This window comes from Mesonia mobilis DSM 19841 (assembly GCF_000423405.1).
Classification (GTDB): Bacteria; Bacteroidota; Bacteroidia; order Flavobacteriales; family Flavobacteriaceae; genus Mesonia; species Mesonia mobilis.
In genome coordinates this window covers 1-16,979 of the sequence record NZ_AUHX01000016.1, presented here as the reverse complement: position 1 = coordinate 16,979, position 16,979 = coordinate 1, and the positions used below count along the sequence as shown (strand labels likewise).

The window sequence follows — 16,979 nt, the reverse complement described above, 5'->3', positions numbered from 1 at the left end:
TTCCCTGAGGATATATTATACCAAGATCATTCCAACACCTATTTTTTCTAACAAATAAGGATTGTGATCGATCACTAGCAAATCATTAGTGGTACTGAGTTGCTGAAGAATACTGAACAACAAATCAATATCGGCATAATGCAATCCGGTACTGGGTTCATCTAAAATATACAATTGATTTTCTTCAGGTTGCTGAAGCCAATTTAGCAATAACAAACGCTGTTTTTCTCCGGAAGAAAGTGAAGTAACCGCTTGATCGATCGCTAAATGTCCTAAACCAATATCGGTGAGCTGCTGCAGGAATTTTTCTGTAGTAGATTTTACAGCAAAGTTTTGCAGCCAATCTTTTAATGCTGAAATGCTAAACGCAAGAACATCGGCAATACTTTTCGCTTCGACCTTCACAGCCAAAACTTCCGCTTGATAGCGCTTGCCTTCGCAAACTTCACAAACTTCCACAGCATTAGCCACCACATCTAAACTGGTTTCTACAAATCCTTTGCCTTTACAGTTCGGGCATTGGCTGCTCTTGGTTTTATAAGAAAAATAGCGAGACGGTTGTTCGCTGTGATCAGCAAATACTTTGGTGATTACTTTCAGGAGATCTAAATAATCGACCAACAAGGTTTTGTGATGCGCGCGTAATTTTTTAGGTTCAAAATAATCAACGCCGGCATAACTAGTAGGAAATTCAATTTGCGCACAATTCACCGGTTTTCCTCGTTCCATACTGGGAATTAAAATTTCTTTGACCAACGTGGTTTTTCCTACGCCCGATTTTCCGGAAATGGCGGTAATTCCGCCCACAGGAATGGCTAAATTTGCTTTCTTTAAACTGTGTTTTTCTAATTGCTGAAGCTGAATTTGTTTCGTTCCCGGTTGAAGCTGAATCGCCTCGGGAACTTGTTTCAAAAATGGATGACAATGTTCGGCTTTCAAATATGCTTGCGGACTCCCTTCAAACATCAACTCACCACCTAAACTTCCGGCTTTGGGGCCAATCTCGTACAAGCGATCGGCCGCCAAGATAATATCTTTATGATGCTCGATCACGATCACCGTATTCCCTTTCGTTACCAATTCTTTCAACAACCGAATTAAATCGGGAATATTAGCTTGCGATAAACCGGCCGAAGGTTCATCTAACAAATAGGTGATGCCTTGCAACGGACTATTTAATTGCTTGATCAATGCGACGCGTTGCTGTTCACCCCCACTTAGTGTTTTCGATTTTCGGTTCAACTGTAAATAATCGATATGTAATTGCTGCGCGCGTAAAAGTGTCGTTTGTAAATGTTCGGCTAAACGCTTCACTAGATCTCGATCGATTTTGGAAAATGAAGAAGTTTCATTTAAAAATTCAGCAAATTCTTCAAAATTCATCGATTTTAAATCGTGCATCGACTTGCTACCAATTTCAATGGCTAATCGCTCCGGCTTTAAGCCGCTACCTTGACAATGACTACAAGTTTGTGCAGAAAGTAAAGCCTGCAAAGCTTTTATGCGTTTGTTCTTTCGCGTTTTTAGATATTCATCACGCAAATAGGTAAACAATCCTTCCCAAACCATCTGCAGTTCTTGGGTTCCGGTTCGGGTTTTGGTTTTAAACTCCCAAGTAGCTTTCCACTTTTTATCGGGAATTCCGTTGAAAATGATTTCTTGTTGCGCAGGCGTTAAGTCTTCAAAAGGCGTTTGCAAATCGAAAGCATTCGCCTTCCCTACTTCCTTCAACACCGCCATATATTGACTATCAGGTTGCCCATAATACGCCAGCGCTTTATTATGGGTAAAAACACCTTCTGCTATACTTTTCTGCGCATCGATCACCACTTTTTGCGGGTCGGGCAATTGCTCTTCTCCCAAGCCATCGCAAACCACACATTTTCCTAATTCGTGCTGATTAGAAAAGTGACTCGCCGTCCAATCTTTTCCTTCATATTGTGCTTTTCTCGAAAAGGCAAAACGTAAACTTTTATCGATATCGGTTTGCTTAGCAAGATCGGAGCGTTCGGTAAAATTTTTCTCTTTTCGGCTAATGCAAATACTGGGCGTTAAACCTTCAATATGTTCCACTTCTAGCTGAAAATTAACACCAACACGAGATTGCTCGTAACTTGAAAATTGCTTGGTCATTTCTTGCAAACCGTAACCGTGTAAGGTATCGATCACCAATGACGATTTACCTGAACCTGAAATACCGGTCACCACCGATAATTTTTGCTTCGGAAATTCAACATTCAAATCTTTCAGAGCATGGGTTCGCGCTCCTCTTACCGAAATGACATCTTGCCGCTGAACCGAAGGAAGGGTTGGTTCTTGATACGAAATCACTTCAGCATTATTGAGCCAAACATCGGCCGCTTGCTGAAAAAGTTGATGATTCTCCACACAAATAATCCCGGCTGTTTTGGCTTTTAATTGCTGCAAGGCTGCCAGTAATTGGGCTACATTTTGCTGATGCAAACCAATACTGGGTTCTTCTAACCACAACAAGGTTTTCTTAGCCGATTTGGCAAAATGCTTTGTGAGTTTAATACGCTGTGCTTCTCCTCCCGACAAGGTGTTCGAGGCTTGCCCGAGCTTGAGGTAACCCAAGCCCAATTGATGCATTAACGATAAAATGGCTGCTAATTTTTTTTCTTCGGAAAAGAAATCGAGCGCTTCATCGATGCTCAGCTCATAAATATCGGCAATGTTTTTTTGGTTCCAAGTGACTGCTAAGACTTCAGGCTGAAAGCGTTTTCCTAAACAATGCGGACAAGTTTGATTCACCGTTCCCAGCATACTCATCGATAAAGTGATCACACCGGCGCCTTCACAATGCGGGCATCGCCCGGCTTTATTATTAAAAGAAAAAGCACTTTTTGTGAGTTTCGCTTCTTTGGCAGCAGTAGTTTTGGCTAGCAAATCCCGAATCTTATCAGCCAAACCGGTATAAGTCGCAGGATTGCTTCGGGGAGTTTTCCCAATGGGTTGATCGTCGACCTGATGCAATTGAAAATCATTGTTCGTACAAAAAGAAACTATTTTCTCGGTAACCGCTTTCGTTTTTTTACTGATCACATGCAAACCTTCCACCTGAGGTTGAAAATCTTTTAGCTGTACCGCTTTAACTTTTTCAACAGTCAAACGATCACGATCAAAAGCTTTTTTCGTTGGAGTAGTGATTTCTTCCGCAGCTAAAAAATCTTTTAATTGACCATTAAACAAGACTTCGCCGCCTTCAACTCCCGCTCCCGGACCTAACTCGACCACCCAATCTGCCGATCGAATAAATTCGAGATCGTGCTCGACCACCATCACGGTATTTCCGTTGCGGATGAGTCGGCGTAAAATATGAAGGAGATGTTTTTGATAAGCTTCTGAAAGTCCGATCGACGGTTCGTCAAATACATATAAAATACCTTGCAAGCTACTGTTCACTTGCTTGATGAGTTTGATGCGCTGGCCGTCGCCCGAAGAAATCTCAGTACTCGGCGTAGCTAAACGGTAATGCTCCATTCCCAATCGAATAAAATCGAACAATTGGGTATTCATTTTATCGACCAAAACCTGTTCGCCTGCTGAAAGTTCTAACGTTTGCAAGCGCTCATACAGTTCGGTTAACGGAAGTTGCATCCATTCTTGAAAATTTAATCCGTGCCACTGAAATGCTAAATGTTCCGGTTTAATTCTGGCTCCCCCACAGTTGGGACAGGTTCGTGAACTCACAAAACGCAAAATACTTTTGTTACGATCGAGTCGAAGAATGTTTTCCATAATGGGCATTACACCTTTGTAATAGCCTTCTTCTCGGGGTTTGGCCTTAAAGCCTTGCCAACGCAAACGCGATTCAATACTGTGTTTGCCATAAAACACCTGAAGGCGATCACTGCCGTAGAGAATTACATTTTTTTGTTCTTTGTTTAAGTCTTTCCAAGGCATATCGACGTGAAAACCGTGCGCTTGGCAAACTTTATTGAGCTCTTCAACGGTGACTTGCGAATAGACAATATAACCGTTAGGTAAAGTGGTGACAATCGCACCTTCACGCAGGGTTTTATTTTCATCACCGATCAGTTTGTTGATATCAATATATTCTTCCTCTCCAATCCCACGACATTGGGCACACGCCCCTTTGGGATGGTTAAAAGAAAATAACGATCTACTCATCTTCTCTTTACCGGCATAACGCGCAAATAAAACTCTAAAAATAGGGGCGAGTTCAGACAACGTACCAAAAGTAGCTTTGATGGATTGAAAGCGTTTAGATTGTTCTACCTTCACTACCGGAGGCAAATCGCTAATCGCATCGACTTCTGCCGTAGGAATAGCGATACTGTTTTGTTGATAATAAGCCGGTAAACTTTCTAAAAAATAACGATAACCTTCGTTAGCGATCGTGCCCATCGCCAGCGAAGACTTGCCCGAACCGGAAAGCCCCGTAACCACAATTAATTGGTTTTCAGGAAGTGTTAAAGAAATATTTTTAAGGTTATTTTGTGTAGCGTTTTGAAGGCGCATAAAATGCAATTTTTCTTAGTGCAACTTCAAAGGTAAAAGAATTTGTAGGATGTGAATAAATTCGATTAGGATTGTCTAACGAGTTAACATTATATTTGAATACTATTTTTTCAAAAAAACTTCTCTCTATGAAATTCTATATAAGAATTAATTTATTAATTCTAATTGCTCTTGTACTCACAAACTGCAAACAAAAAGAATCAGATCATAATACTTCTCAAAAAAAAACAATTAAAGAATCTTTATCTCAAACAATTGCAAAACCTACGGATATCGAGACTCCAAATGGTATGGTTTGGGTTTCAAGCAAAACTTTTACTCAAGGTGCTAAAGAAAATGATCAGTATGCAATGCAACACGAAAAACCTGCGCATCAAGTATTTGTCGATGGTTTTTTTATAGACATTCACGAGGTCACAAATAAAGAGTTTAGAGCGTTTGTAAATGCGACTAATTATAAAACTGTTGCGGAAAGACCTATTGATTGGGAAGCGATGAAAAAGCAACTCCCACCCAATACGCCTAAACCTGCCGACTCTGTCTTACAGCCGGGAAGCTTGACATTTGATAAATCGATCGAAAAAGTAGCTTCAATGAATAATTATATGCAATGGTGGACGTGGCAATTAGGTGCAAATTGGAAACAACCTTATGGCAAAGGAAGCACTATTGAAAATAAAGACGATTTACCGGTAGTACATATTGCTTACGAAGATGCATTAGCGTATTGTAAATGGGCTAGCCGAAGACTCCCAACCGAAGCTGAATGGGAAGCTGCTGCTCAAGGTTCCAACAACGATCAGATTTTTACTTGGGGAAATGATGTTTCGGTATTAAACGATCAAGCCAATACTTGGCAAGGCATTTTCCCTACCCAAAACAAATCACAAGACGGTTACAGTTATATTGCACCGGTAGCTTCTTACCCTGCAAACAGTATCGGCATTTATGATATGTTAGGAAATGTGTGGGAGTGGACGAGTGATTATTATAATGTAAACTATTATAAAGAACTAGATACAGCACAAGTAATTAATAATCCACGTGGAGCCGAAAAAGGATATAGCCCACAAAACCCTTATCAACAGGAAAAAATTATTAAAGGCGGTAGTTTTCTATGCCATGCTTCTTACTGTGCAAGTTTTCGAATTTCAGCAAAAATGGGAATGAGTCCGGATTCGGGATCTGACCACGTTGGCTTTAGAACCGTTGCTACTCCGGAAATGTTGAAGTAAGAAAGATATACTCATTAAAATATTCAATTTAAGCTGATAGCAATAACAAAAGCTTAGTTTTTACAATGCCTTTACTAATAAACACTATTTTAGTAGAATGAGATATTCCCTACTTATATCGCTATTACTGCTATTTTTTAGTAATAATTTTAATGCTCAGAACACTACGCCTTCAGACAGTCTCAACAACTATGTTAGTAAGGTAAATAACTCGGCTAAGCCTCAAGAATTATTAGAAGCTTTTAGGTATTTTAATGCAAAAGCAAAGAACGATCAATCAGAGCTTTCAGAGGTTTATCACCTCATCTATATTGCCAGAATTCAACAAAAACTAGGGGTTTTACAAGAGAGTGAGGCAACAGCAACAAAGGCGCTTCAGGTTTTAGAAAAAACTGCTTCCTCTTCAACTAAAAAAGCATACCAAAATACCTTATACAATCACCTAGGTAAATTATATAAAGAAACCGGGAAGCTTAAACAAGCTTCATATTTCTATAAAAAAGCAGTTCCAAATGCTTCTGCTAAACAAAAAGCGATCCTTTACAATAACCTCGGAAATATCGCACGCGATCAACAAAATGATTCTACGGCTGTAGATTATTATACCCAAGCCATCGCTTTAAGCGAACAAACCGAGAATCTAGAAAATTTAGCTCGAGCCAGAGATAATTTAGGCTATCTGTTTCGAGTTTCGCAACCTCAAAGAGCCTTGAATGAAATGCGATCTGCTCTTGCGCTCAGAGAAAAATTACAATTAAAAGAAGGCTTATTTACCAGCTACATTCATTTAGGTGAATATTATCAACTTCAGCAACAACAGCAACTCGCCAAAGCCTATTTTATAAAAGCACAAGACATCGCAGAGCAATTCAAAAATTTAAAGTATAAAGAAAGTGCGCTTAAAAAATTAGTAAGCTTAACCGAAATGCCTTTAGTAAAAAACTACCTTCGGGTAAAAGATAGCTTAGATAGGCTGAACAAGAAAGCAGAAAGCAACTATTTGGCGATTCAGTTTCAACTTCAAAAAACAGAGCGGGAAGCCGCTTTATTACAAGTTGAAAAAGAAAAGGAAAGGCAAAAAACATTTTTATTTCAATTGATTGGGATCTTAGTATTTATCTTAGCCCTAGCCATTTTTGCCTACCTAAAAATTAAACATCGCAAAGAAAAAATAGAAGAGGTTTTCTCTACAGAATCTCGCATTGCTAAAAAAATTCACGACGAAGTAGCTAACGATATTTATTACTTAATGGCAAAACTTCAAAATTCAACCTATCAAAAAGAAGACACTTTAGATCGCTTGGAAGATATTTACCATACCTCTAGAAATATTTCTCGGGAAAATAAAAGTTTTCCGACACAGGAAAATTTCACGGAAGTCTTACAAGAAATGTTGAGCCACTACCAAACCCAAACCATTAAAATTATCACGAAAAACCTTAGTGCGATCGATTGGAAACATACTTCAGCCTTAAAAAAAGCGACCTTATACCGAATTATACAAGAGCTATTCACCAATATGAAGAAACATAGCGAAGCTTCTTTAGTTCTATTAGACTTTCAGCAAAAAGGAAAAAAACTAGTGATCAATTATACCGATAACGGTAAAGGAAGTGAGCTAAAAAAGAAAAACGGACTGGTAAATACGGAATCCCGTATTCGAGCCATTAAAGGAAGTATTACTTTTGAAACAGAAATTAATAAAGGCTTTAAAGTTCAAATAATTTGTTAGGGGATGTACGATAAAATTATAATTGCAGAAGATCTAGGAAGTATTAATGAAGGAATTCTTCAACTGGCTAAAAAATTACAAATTGAAGAAATAGACCAGGTACAGTATTGTGAAGAGGCGTATCTAAAGATTAAAAAAGCGTTTCAGGAACAACAGCCTTACCAACTTTTAATTACCGATTTATCGTTTAAAACCGATTATCGACCGCAACAAATTAATTCGGGCAAAGAGTTGATCACCAAATTAAAAGAAGAACATCCTGAGCTTAAAATTATTGCTTATTCGATAGAAGACCGCAAAGCCAAAATCGAGCAATTGCTAAAAAAAGGCATCGAAGCTTATGTTTGCAAAGACCGTAACGGACTCGTAGAATTAGAAGAAGCCATTACACAAACGGCTAACAATAGAACCTATTTGTCGCCACAAATCCAAAAAATAATAGCAACCAAAGCCGATTTTGAGATTGAAGAATACGACATTTATTTATTAAATAACCTGGCAGAAGGCCTGAGCCAAGATGCGATCAGTAAACAATTGAAAGCAAAAAATATTTCACCCAATAGCTTAAGCTCGGTAGAAAAACGGGTAAGTAAATTAAAAATACATTTAGGCGCTAAAAACACCTACCAACTCATTGCACTCAGCAAAGACATAGGCTTGATCTAATCACCTAGATATTGTAAGAAAGACCAATAAAAAACCCCTCTTGTCGAGGGGTTTTTGTTTTTATTTCTTCGATTCTGCAATCGAAACTTTACGAAATTCTTTTAAAAGCTTTTCTAAAGCTAAAGAAGATTTTCTTGCTCTAGTTCCTGCAGCTTTGTTACCGCTTTCTAATTGTGCTTGAGCATCGTTATCAAAAGATTCGAATTCAGTTTTGATGTTTTCAATAAGTTCTTTCATAAAAATTGATTTAAATTTTAAAAAAGCGAAAATAGAATTTTTATAGAGAAATAATAAGCCTTTGGCGGTTTTATATGAAGATTTAATGAGATTTTTATACGATTAGATTTTCTAATAGATAAGTTTTATCTCGAACTCACAACTCCGCCATTCTAATCTCAACCCGGAATCTCATGAATCAGCGCACAAAATAACTTCCTCAACCAAATCTAACGTCTAACTTCTATACTCTAGGTTCTAAACTCTCCAATAGAACTGTCATCCTGAGCCTGTCGAAGGACAAACACTAAAAGCTAATCGCTCACTGCTCACCGCAAACTGACCACTGAACACTCCCTCACACAAATCAAAAAGTCTAGGCTCTAGCCTCTAATATCTCCCCTCTTACTCAAACCCTGAGCTTGTCGAAGGATCATCCTGTACTACTTCAATATTAAATCAATAAAACAAATAGATCCAGATAGTTCTTGAAAGCCTAAAATTAAAAGTACTTCCTAAAAAAGCCATTCCCGTAATAATGAAAAAAACGTATAAAGGCTGTAAATCGAAGATAAGCCAGAAAAGAACAAGGCTAACAATCATCTCTGCAACCGCTAATGCATAGCTTACAAACATAGCTCCGAAGAAAAATCCGGTTTCCTTTTCAAATTTAAAATTGCACTCTTTACACCTTTTATTCATCACCGGCATACGTAACAGAAAAATATTTCCTTTGGTTTCAAAAATAGCAGCTTGCTTACAATTCGGGCATTTTCCCTTTAAAATACCTATAATATCATTCATAACCTCATATCTTTACCAGACAAAGCTAAATACAACCCATAACATTAACCTTATAATTTTCACTCAATTATTTGTACTTTTAAGACATCTATGAAGATTCCCGTTTTAAATATCAAGCAATTTCAATCCTCAAAAGAAGTGCATCAGGTATATGTGAACTCGTTTGCGAATCACATTAAAATAAATAAGCATTTAACCAGTACTCCTCATAGTCATAATTTCTATTTATGTGTCATCTTCACGAAAGGGAGCGGTGTGCACGAAATTGATTTTAAAAGCTATTCTATTTCTCCCGGAAAAGTATTTTTTCTAAAACCTGGACAAACACATTTCTGGAAATTTAAAACACCTCCAAACGGATTCATTTTTTTTCATTCAAAAGAATTTTACGAAATGTACTACCTCACGCATCAATTGAGTAATTTTCCTTTTTATTACTCCTACCAAAACCCACCTGTACTAGAACTTACTGATTCATTAAAAGGTATTGAAAATAAGTTTCGAGAACTATTACAAGAGTATCATGAAACGCAAGCCTTTAGAAATTTAAAAATGGTCAATAGTATCAACGATATTTACATTATCTTAACTAGAGCCTACACTTCAACGCTTAACTTAGCAGACTATGCAAGTGTAAATTATCTAAAAATTCTAGAACAGCTCGAACAATATATAGAAGAATATTATCACCAAGAGAAACTTCCTAAATATTATGCGGGTTTACTCAACATCACTACAAAACACCTAAATAGAGTAACCAAAGAAACACTCAACAAAACCACTCACCAATTGATTGCAGAACGGGTTATTTTAGAGGCTAAAAGATTAATCGTGCATTCGCAAAATCCTTTGGCGAGGATTGCTGAAACTTTAGGTTTTGAAGACTACGCGTACTTTTCTAGATATTTTAAGAAGAAAACAGGAACCAGCCCGATTGACTTCAAAAAAAGTTATCACAAAAAATAAAGATGACCCGAAAAATTCTAAAGCCACTCTCGAATAACAGCCACCGCTACTTAACTATACTCCCTGTTAAACAAACAAAAGTCTATCTTCTATTCTCTAGAAGCCAAACTCCCCCTTAAAAAAACTCTAAAACTTACTCCTCTTAACTTTCAGTCTGGGGGGTTTCTTCATCAAAATATTCTACAAATTGGTAACTTCATATATCAGTTACGGCTAAAAATAATTATCTTCAAATTGAAAAATTGCAGCCTATGGAAACTACTGAACTTAAATTAAGAGAACGCATTAAAGAGCTTACCTGTCTCTATGAAGTTTCTTCCATTATCAGCAATACAGATATAGACTCATTAGAAACAAGTTTAACAGCTATTTTAGTAAGTATTAAAAAAGCCTTTCAATTTCCAAGTGCTACAGAAATTTCAGTGGTTTATAAGGATGTAAATTATGCAACCGGAGTATTAAATGATCAACTTACCATAAGTAGCAAAATTCAATTATTCAACCAACCTAAAGGAGAACTAACAGCTAGCTTAACTAGCAATAAAAGCTCATTTTTAAAGGAAGAAAAACAATTAATCGATAGTATAGCTTTAAAGATGAGTAGTCTTCTTGAGCGTATAGAAATTAAAGAAAATGAAAAATCCTTAAGAAGACAAATTGAACATACAGATCGTTTAAACATCTTAGGAGAAATAACCGCAGGTATCGCACACGAATTAAATACACCTTTAACCAATATTTTAGGATTTTCTGAATTACTGCAAGAAAATTTTCCAGAGAAAAGTGATTTTCATACAGACTTAGATAAAATTATTAAAAACGCGATCTATTCAAGAGAAGTAGTAAAAAAACTAATGTTTTTTTCTTGTAAAATGCCACAAGAATGGCAAATAGCAGACATAAAACCAACCTTAAAAAGTGCTATTGACCTGTTGAAACCTAGTCTTCGAAAAAAAGAAATAAACTGTGTATTAGACATAGAAGATCATTTAGTACTAAAAGCAGATGTTTTACAAATCACTCAGGTTATTTTTAATTTAGTAATGAATGCCATTTATTTTACACCAGTAAATGGGACCATAAAAATCAAGGCTTACAAAACCAAAACAAACATCATTATTAAGGTAATTGATGAAGGTATCGGATTTAATAAAAATACAAAAACTAAACTTTTTGAACCTTTTTTTTCTACTAAACCGGTAGGAGAAGGGTCGGGTCTAGGCCTAAGTGTGGTACATGGGATTATAGCTAGCCATAAAGGAAAAATTACAGCGAACAACAACCCTCATCAAGGAGCAACATTTAAAATTAAGCTACCGGCAACTTTTTAAAATGAAATTAAAAGAAAACATATTAGTCGTAGATGATGATCTTTCGATCCTAGAACTGTTACATCGGCATTTAAATAAGTGGGGGTTCCACGTATTTAAAGCAATATCTGTAAAAGAAGCGGTCACCATACTAAAAGATACAAAAATAGATTTACTTGTAACCGATTTAAAAATGCCACAGATAGATGGGTTTGAACTAGTGACTTTTGTAAGAGAAAATTATCCCTACATTCCAATACTCATCGTAACGGGTTACCCTTCTGTTCAAGACTCCTTAAAAGCTATTAAAAATGGGGTTGCAGATTATCTTACCAAACCCTTTACTAAAGAAGAACTTAAACAGGCGGTCGAAAAATCTATTCATTATAAATCAAACGTTAATGAATCTGCACCTATAGAAATTCCCAAAGAAATTATAGGAAAATCTTCAGCAATCAAAGAAATTTTTGAAGTGATAGAACGAGTAAAGAACAATAAAGCCACCGTCTTTGTAGAAGGAGAAAGTGGTACCGGTAAAGAGCTCATCGCTCGAGCAATTCACTACGAAGGGAAATTTTCAAAACAACCTTTTATAGCAGTAAATTGCGGAGCCATCCCCGAAAATTTGCTTGAAGCTGAACTTTTTGGCTATACCCAAGGAGCTTTTACCGGAGCAGAAAAAAATAGAAATGGATTTTTTCAAGCAGCCAATGGCGGAACTATTTTTTTAGATGAAATTGGTAATGCTTCACTTAGTGTTCAAACAAGATTATTAAGAGTACTACAAGAAAAAGAAGTTATTAAAGTAGGTGCTCAAAAACCAGAAAAAATCGATGTAAGAATTATTGCAGCTACCAATAGCAACCTAAAAGAAATGAGCAGAAAAGAGCTCTTTAGAGAAGATTTATATTATCGACTGGTTGTGGTAGAAATTAAAGTACCTCCGCTGCGTAATCGAAAAGAAGACATCCCAATGCTTATCGATAAATTTTTACTCAAATATGGATTAGAATATAAAGATAGATTTATAAAAATAAACCCTGCAGCATTAGAGGTTTTAAAAAGATACGATTGGCCGGGAAATATTAGAGAACTCGAAAATATTATTCAAAGAGCAGTAATCCTCTGTGATAAAATCATTGAAATAGATCACCTCCCAGATCATTTGAAATATAAAATTGATTTTCCTGAAGCAGAGACTCTTCTTACTTTAAAAGAAATGGAGAAAAAATACATTGAAAAAGTTTTGAGAACTACTAATAATAATAAAACTAAAGCTGCGGAAATATTAGGGATCGATCGCAAAACCATTAGACTCAAGCTTAACGAATAAAATGGGGTAAATTTTCCCGGCCGATACATTTTACCCCGATTCAAAATAATCAAACAAATATTCCTAAACAAATAAGTCGCTATTTTTCAGCGACTTATTTTATTTCTAGCAAAAACTAAATCTTTCTGGCATTCGTATTGAATCTTAGTCTTCAAACTTTAAAATGTATGATGACTGCCCCAATTAATTCTATATGCAAAAATTGTTTACACCAATCTTATTGTGTGCTTACAATTCAAAAAGATCAAGTATGGTCTTGTGAAGAATATGATTTAACTACAATAAAAAATAGCTAGAAAATTTATGAATGCAACGATAATAAATAATAAAAAAACCGGAAAAAAAGTAGCTCAGGGAATGATGCAGAATGTATTAGAGCAATTTAATAGCGCGGCAGAATATATTGATCTGCATCGTGATATACAGAAAATATTAAAAATCACCAATAATGAAATTGTAGTACACTTTCCTGTAAAAATGGATGACGGAACTGTGGAGGTATTTACCGGTTACCGGGTGCAACACAATAATGCTTTAGGGCCTTACAAAGGAGGACTTCGTTATCATCCCACAGTAGATATAGATGCCGCTAGAGCCCTAGCTATGTGGATGACTTGGAAAACCTCTTTAGCAGGATTACCATTTGGCGGCGGTAAAGGCGGAATTCAGTTAGATCCCTATAAATATTCTAATGCAGAGTTAGAACGAATTACTAGAAGATTCACCTATGCTTTAGGAGACAATATAGGTCCGGAGCACGATATTCCTGCTCCCGATGTAAATACCAACAGCCAAACGATGGCTTGGATTGCAGATACTTATATGAGTAGCCAACTACCGGCAAAACGTTCTAATAATCAGCATGTAGTCACAGGGAAACCGGATGGTATTGGCGGTCTGGAAGGCAGAGATCGTGCCACGGGTTACGGAGTATACATCACCATTAAAAAATACCTTCAAAACCAAAATGAAACTTTAAAAAATAAAACCTTTATCGTGCAAGGTTTTGGTAACGTTGGGTATTGGGCTTCAAAATTCTTAGAAGATGAAGGTGCGGTATTAATTGCGGTGCAAGATGCTTCGGCTACCTTATACAATTCCAACGGCATAGAGGTAAATTCTTTAAACGATTATAACTATATCAACGAAAATCGAATAGCTGGTTTTCCTCATGCAGAAATGATCGAGAAAGAAGAGTTTTTCTCAATCAATTGTAACATTATAATTCCGGCTGCTCTAGGTAATCAAATCACTCAGGAAAATGCTTCGGGCATCAAAGCTAAACTTATCGCAGAAGGAGCAAATGGTCCAATAGACAATGAGGCTGAAAAAATTTTAATAGCTAATGGCGTAGATATCATTCCAGATATTCTTTGCAATTCCGGAGGGGTAATAGCCAGTTATTTTGAATGGCTTCAAAATAGAAATGGAGAGCATTGGTCACTAGATAAAACCCTAGTAAAACTTAATCAAAAATTAGAAGAATCGTTCAACAAAGTATATACCTATTCTCAAGAAGAAAGTATCGATATGCGCAAAGCCGCTTATTGCATAGCTATTAAGAGAATTGAAAAGGCCTATATACAAAGAGGGATTTTTCCTTAATACCTAAAATGCTATGAAATATGGAAGCTACATCATCGAAAAAAGGGAGTACGTTTATATAAAGAGACTCCTAAACATTTCAGGATATGATCATACGTTAGCGCATAAACTGGCTTTAGAAAAATTAAAGCATAAAATTGAAGATGCGATAATCGTAGAGGAAAATGAAATGCCTTTAGAAATTATCAGAATAAACAGTAGTGTAAAGATTAAATGTCTTCGCAACTCATCGGTAATGCCTTTACAAATTGTAATCCCTATGGATGAAGACCTTAAAAAGCAAAAATTTTCAATACTAAGTCCGTTACCGGTCTCGCTCATAGGTTATTCTAAAGGAGACATCGTAAATTTAACCTTTTCTAAAGATAAAGAAGAGCAATATATCATAGAAGAAGTCAAACAAGATACCACAGCAAATATCCCCATATAACGATGAACAGTGAATCAAAGTCAATTTTTTTACATGATAACGAACATTTAGTTTCTCACAAACGAAATAACAAAGAACTAGAAAATTGGATTACACATTTATTATTTATAGAAAAAGAGATCCGGTACTTAAAAAAACTTTGTAAAAAAAACCATGTAGAAAAAGATGTTTACTCCCTAAAATTAGAGTTAGACAGAAAAGAACAAGAGAGTGATAAATTGGTGACCACCTTAAAAAAGTATCACAATAACCTATCTATGTGGAATGAATGTGATGACATTGCTTGTGATCGGTTATTTATTCATGAACACGAACTGTATAGAGCCAAATACGATCAATTCACAGCTACCTACAGAAATAAAAAAGAAGTATTGTTTAACCTAATCACGCAAAAAATGGTATGATTTCAAATTCTATTCTTGATCAAATGAGTGCTAACAAAATATTAAGTCTAAAAAAAGATTTGATAGAACTTCAATATTGGCAAAACAAACTAGAAGAAAATCATCAAGAGTTAGATGCTATTAACTGCATACAGAAACAAATAATACAGGAAACAGAAATAGCGAATAAGATACAAAGAGTAAGGCGAGAAAACACAATAAGCTTCGCCTCCTTTTGTAAATATGAACAAGAACTACTGAAGGAACTGGAATATGGTCACGGAAATTATGATCTAACGCTAGCCAAAAAACATGAGAAGAAACGAGCTGAATTTATAAGTGTTGAAAAAAGCTTTTATGAACTAAAGCTGAAATTCTATAAAAGATTAAGTAACTATAGTATTCGATAAAAAGCAAACCCATGAGTTTTCGAAAATTCGCAGCAATTATAATTATTATTGGCATTGCAATAATGGCAATATTAAGTTGGATTGTTCCTGCACCTATATTTTGTAAATAATAAACAAAGTTAAGATACTCATGGGGTAGTTAATAAAAATGATAGTTGTTTAAATAAAACTAAACTTCAAATAATAGGTCTATCTTTCAACATAAAAAATTCAACATTCAAAATAAAATCTGCAATCCACTCACTAATTACTGCCAACTAACTACTGACTACTGATCACTGTAAACTGTAAACCGCCAACAATCCACATCCATCCCGCCTTTCAGGCACCCCTCCTTCAAATGAGGAGAGCATGTTTCAGTTCGTATGAAAACCTCCGGCCTACCGAAGATGAGTCGTAAAATTCCAAAAGATGCTTCACTACGCTATCGCTTCGTTCTGTATGACAACACAAAAACACGAATACTCGAACACTGCAAACTGTCAACTGAACACTCCCTCACCCAATTCAAAAAGTCTAGATTCTATACTCTAGAATCTATATTCTCACAAAAACTGTAAACTGAACACCCCAAGTCAACCACCCCGCCTTTCAGGCACCCCTCCTTCAAATGAGGGGAGCAAGATTGAGTTCGAATGAAAACCTACGGCCTACCGAAAATTTATCGTAAAATTTGAAGTGAAATTGCCGTAAAATTTTAGGCTGTTTGAGTCCGATTCTAATCGGGCGAGTTCCTAAAATTTAGGTACTGAACAATAAATTTAGACGAAATTCGTAAGCCTAGATTTCATTGCATCCGACGACCGCAAGGGAGAGGAATGCACCCTTGGGCAATGAAAAAAAATGAACAATCCCAATCCGGAATCCCATGAACCAGCGCACAAAACACCTTACTCAACTAATTCTAAAAGTCTATTTTCTATGCTCTAGAATCTCTCAAAAACCGTTATTTCAAGCGGAGTCGAGAAATCTTTCAATTTCAACTTTAATTTCGAATTCAACTTCCCAACGTCATTCTGTGCTTGTCGAAGGATCAAAAGATGCTTCACTACACTATCGCTTCGTTCTGCATGACAATTCAAAACCCAATACCCGAACACTGCAAACTGTCAACTGAACACTCCCTCACCCAATTCAAAAGTCTAGATTCTATACTCTAAAATCTATGATCTCACAAAAACTGCCAACTGTTCACTAAAAACTGATCTCTGAATACTGTCAACTGTACACTGACCACTGAAAACCGTAAACCGTAAACTACCAACTATAAACAAAAAAAGCCTCTCCTTAAAACAGGAAAAGCTTCTCATTGGTTGAAACACATACAACCTATTAAATACCAAATACTTAAATTCAGTATTCACAACACAACTTCGTAAAAAAAGC

At 36.2% G+C, this 16,979-nt stretch carries 13 protein-coding genes; 10 read left to right on the top strand and 3 right to left on the bottom strand.

What is annotated here, in order from left to right; translation table 11 throughout:
• Positions 1 to 15: 15 nt before the first annotated feature.
• Entirely contained in the window at positions 16 to 4,503 is a 4,488-nt protein-coding gene (locus G551_RS0111265; RefSeq protein ID WP_027885679.1) for an excinuclease ABC subunit UvrA, read from the bottom strand.
• A 128-nt stretch (positions 4,504 to 4,631) separates the two neighbouring features.
• Between G551_RS0111265 and G551_RS0111260 the strand changes: the two genes are divergently transcribed.
• From G551_RS0111260 to G551_RS0111250, 3 genes are all read left to right on the top strand, one after another.
• Positions 4,632 to 5,738 carry a formylglycine-generating enzyme family protein gene (locus tag G551_RS0111260; protein ID WP_027885678.1) on the top strand — a complete coding sequence of 369 codons (1,107 nt, stop codon included), beginning with the start codon at positions 4,632 to 4,634 and terminating at the stop codon, positions 5,736 to 5,738.
• A 97-nt stretch (positions 5,739 to 5,835) separates the two neighbouring features.
• Complete coding sequence (locus tag G551_RS0111255; protein WP_027885677.1) at positions 5,836 to 7,470, top strand: tetratricopeptide repeat-containing sensor histidine kinase; 1,635 nt, start codon at positions 5,836 to 5,838, stop codon at positions 7,468 to 7,470.
• A gap of 3 nt (positions 7,471 to 7,473) precedes the next feature.
• Positions 7,474 to 8,136: a DNA-binding response regulator gene (locus G551_RS0111250; RefSeq protein WP_027885676.1), complete on the top strand. Its 663-nt coding sequence runs from the start codon at positions 7,474 to 7,476 to the stop codon at positions 8,134 to 8,136.
• A 60-nt stretch (positions 8,137 to 8,196) separates the two neighbouring features.
• On the opposite strand, the gene G551_RS0111245 is transcribed toward G551_RS0111250, so the two are convergent.
• Together G551_RS0111245 and G551_RS0111240 are read right to left on the bottom strand one after the other, a co-directional pair.
• Complete coding sequence (locus G551_RS0111245) at positions 8,197 to 8,373, bottom strand: histone H1 (protein WP_027885675.1); 177 nt, start codon at positions 8,371 to 8,373, stop codon at positions 8,197 to 8,199.
• 438 nt (positions 8,374 to 8,811) lie between these two features.
• The gene (locus tag G551_RS0111240) at positions 8,812 to 9,156 is read right to left on the bottom strand and encodes a DUF983 domain-containing protein (protein ID WP_027885674.1); all 345 of its coding nucleotides are present in this window, start codon (positions 9,154 to 9,156) and stop codon (positions 8,812 to 8,814) included.
• 90 nt (positions 9,157 to 9,246) lie between these two features.
• Between G551_RS0111240 and G551_RS0111235 the strand changes: the two genes are divergently transcribed.
• The 7 genes from G551_RS0111235 (at position 9,247) to G551_RS0111205 (ending at position 15,593) form a co-directional block, all read left to right on the top strand.
• On the top strand, positions 9,247 to 10,122 hold the full coding sequence (locus tag G551_RS0111235; RefSeq protein WP_027885673.1) for an AraC family transcriptional regulator: 876 nt from the start codon (positions 9,247 to 9,249) through the stop codon (positions 10,120 to 10,122).
• A 251-nt stretch (positions 10,123 to 10,373) separates the two neighbouring features.
• Positions 10,374 to 11,453, top strand: a complete 1,080-nt coding sequence (locus G551_RS0111230; RefSeq protein WP_027885672.1) for a sensor histidine kinase — start codon at positions 10,374 to 10,376, stop codon at positions 11,451 to 11,453.
• A gap of 1 nt (position 11,454) precedes the next feature.
• Complete coding sequence (locus tag G551_RS0111225; protein WP_027885671.1) at positions 11,455 to 12,765, top strand: sigma-54-dependent transcriptional regulator; 1,311 nt, start codon at positions 11,455 to 11,457, stop codon at positions 12,763 to 12,765.
• Between the two features lie 303 nt (positions 12,766 to 13,068).
• Positions 13,069 to 14,370 carry a Glu/Leu/Phe/Val family dehydrogenase gene (locus G551_RS0111220; RefSeq protein ID WP_051191376.1) on the top strand — a complete coding sequence of 434 codons (1,302 nt, stop codon included), beginning with the start codon at positions 13,069 to 13,071 and terminating at the stop codon, positions 14,368 to 14,370.
• Between the two features lie 13 nt (positions 14,371 to 14,383).
• Complete coding sequence (locus G551_RS0111215; RefSeq protein ID WP_027885669.1) at positions 14,384 to 14,800, top strand: GreA/GreB family elongation factor; 417 nt, start codon at positions 14,384 to 14,386, stop codon at positions 14,798 to 14,800.
• Positions 14,801 to 14,802: 2 nt separating this feature from the next.
• On the top strand, positions 14,803 to 15,204 hold the full coding sequence (locus tag G551_RS15735; RefSeq protein WP_051191375.1) for a hypothetical protein: 402 nt from the start codon (positions 14,803 to 14,805) through the stop codon (positions 15,202 to 15,204).
• Positions 15,201 to 15,593, top strand: a complete 393-nt coding sequence (locus G551_RS0111205; protein ID WP_027885668.1) for a hypothetical protein — start codon at positions 15,201 to 15,203, stop codon at positions 15,591 to 15,593. The genes G551_RS15735 and G551_RS0111205 overlap by 4 nt, the downstream gene beginning before the upstream one ends.
• The last annotated feature ends 1,386 nt before the right edge of the window (positions 15,594 to 16,979 follow it).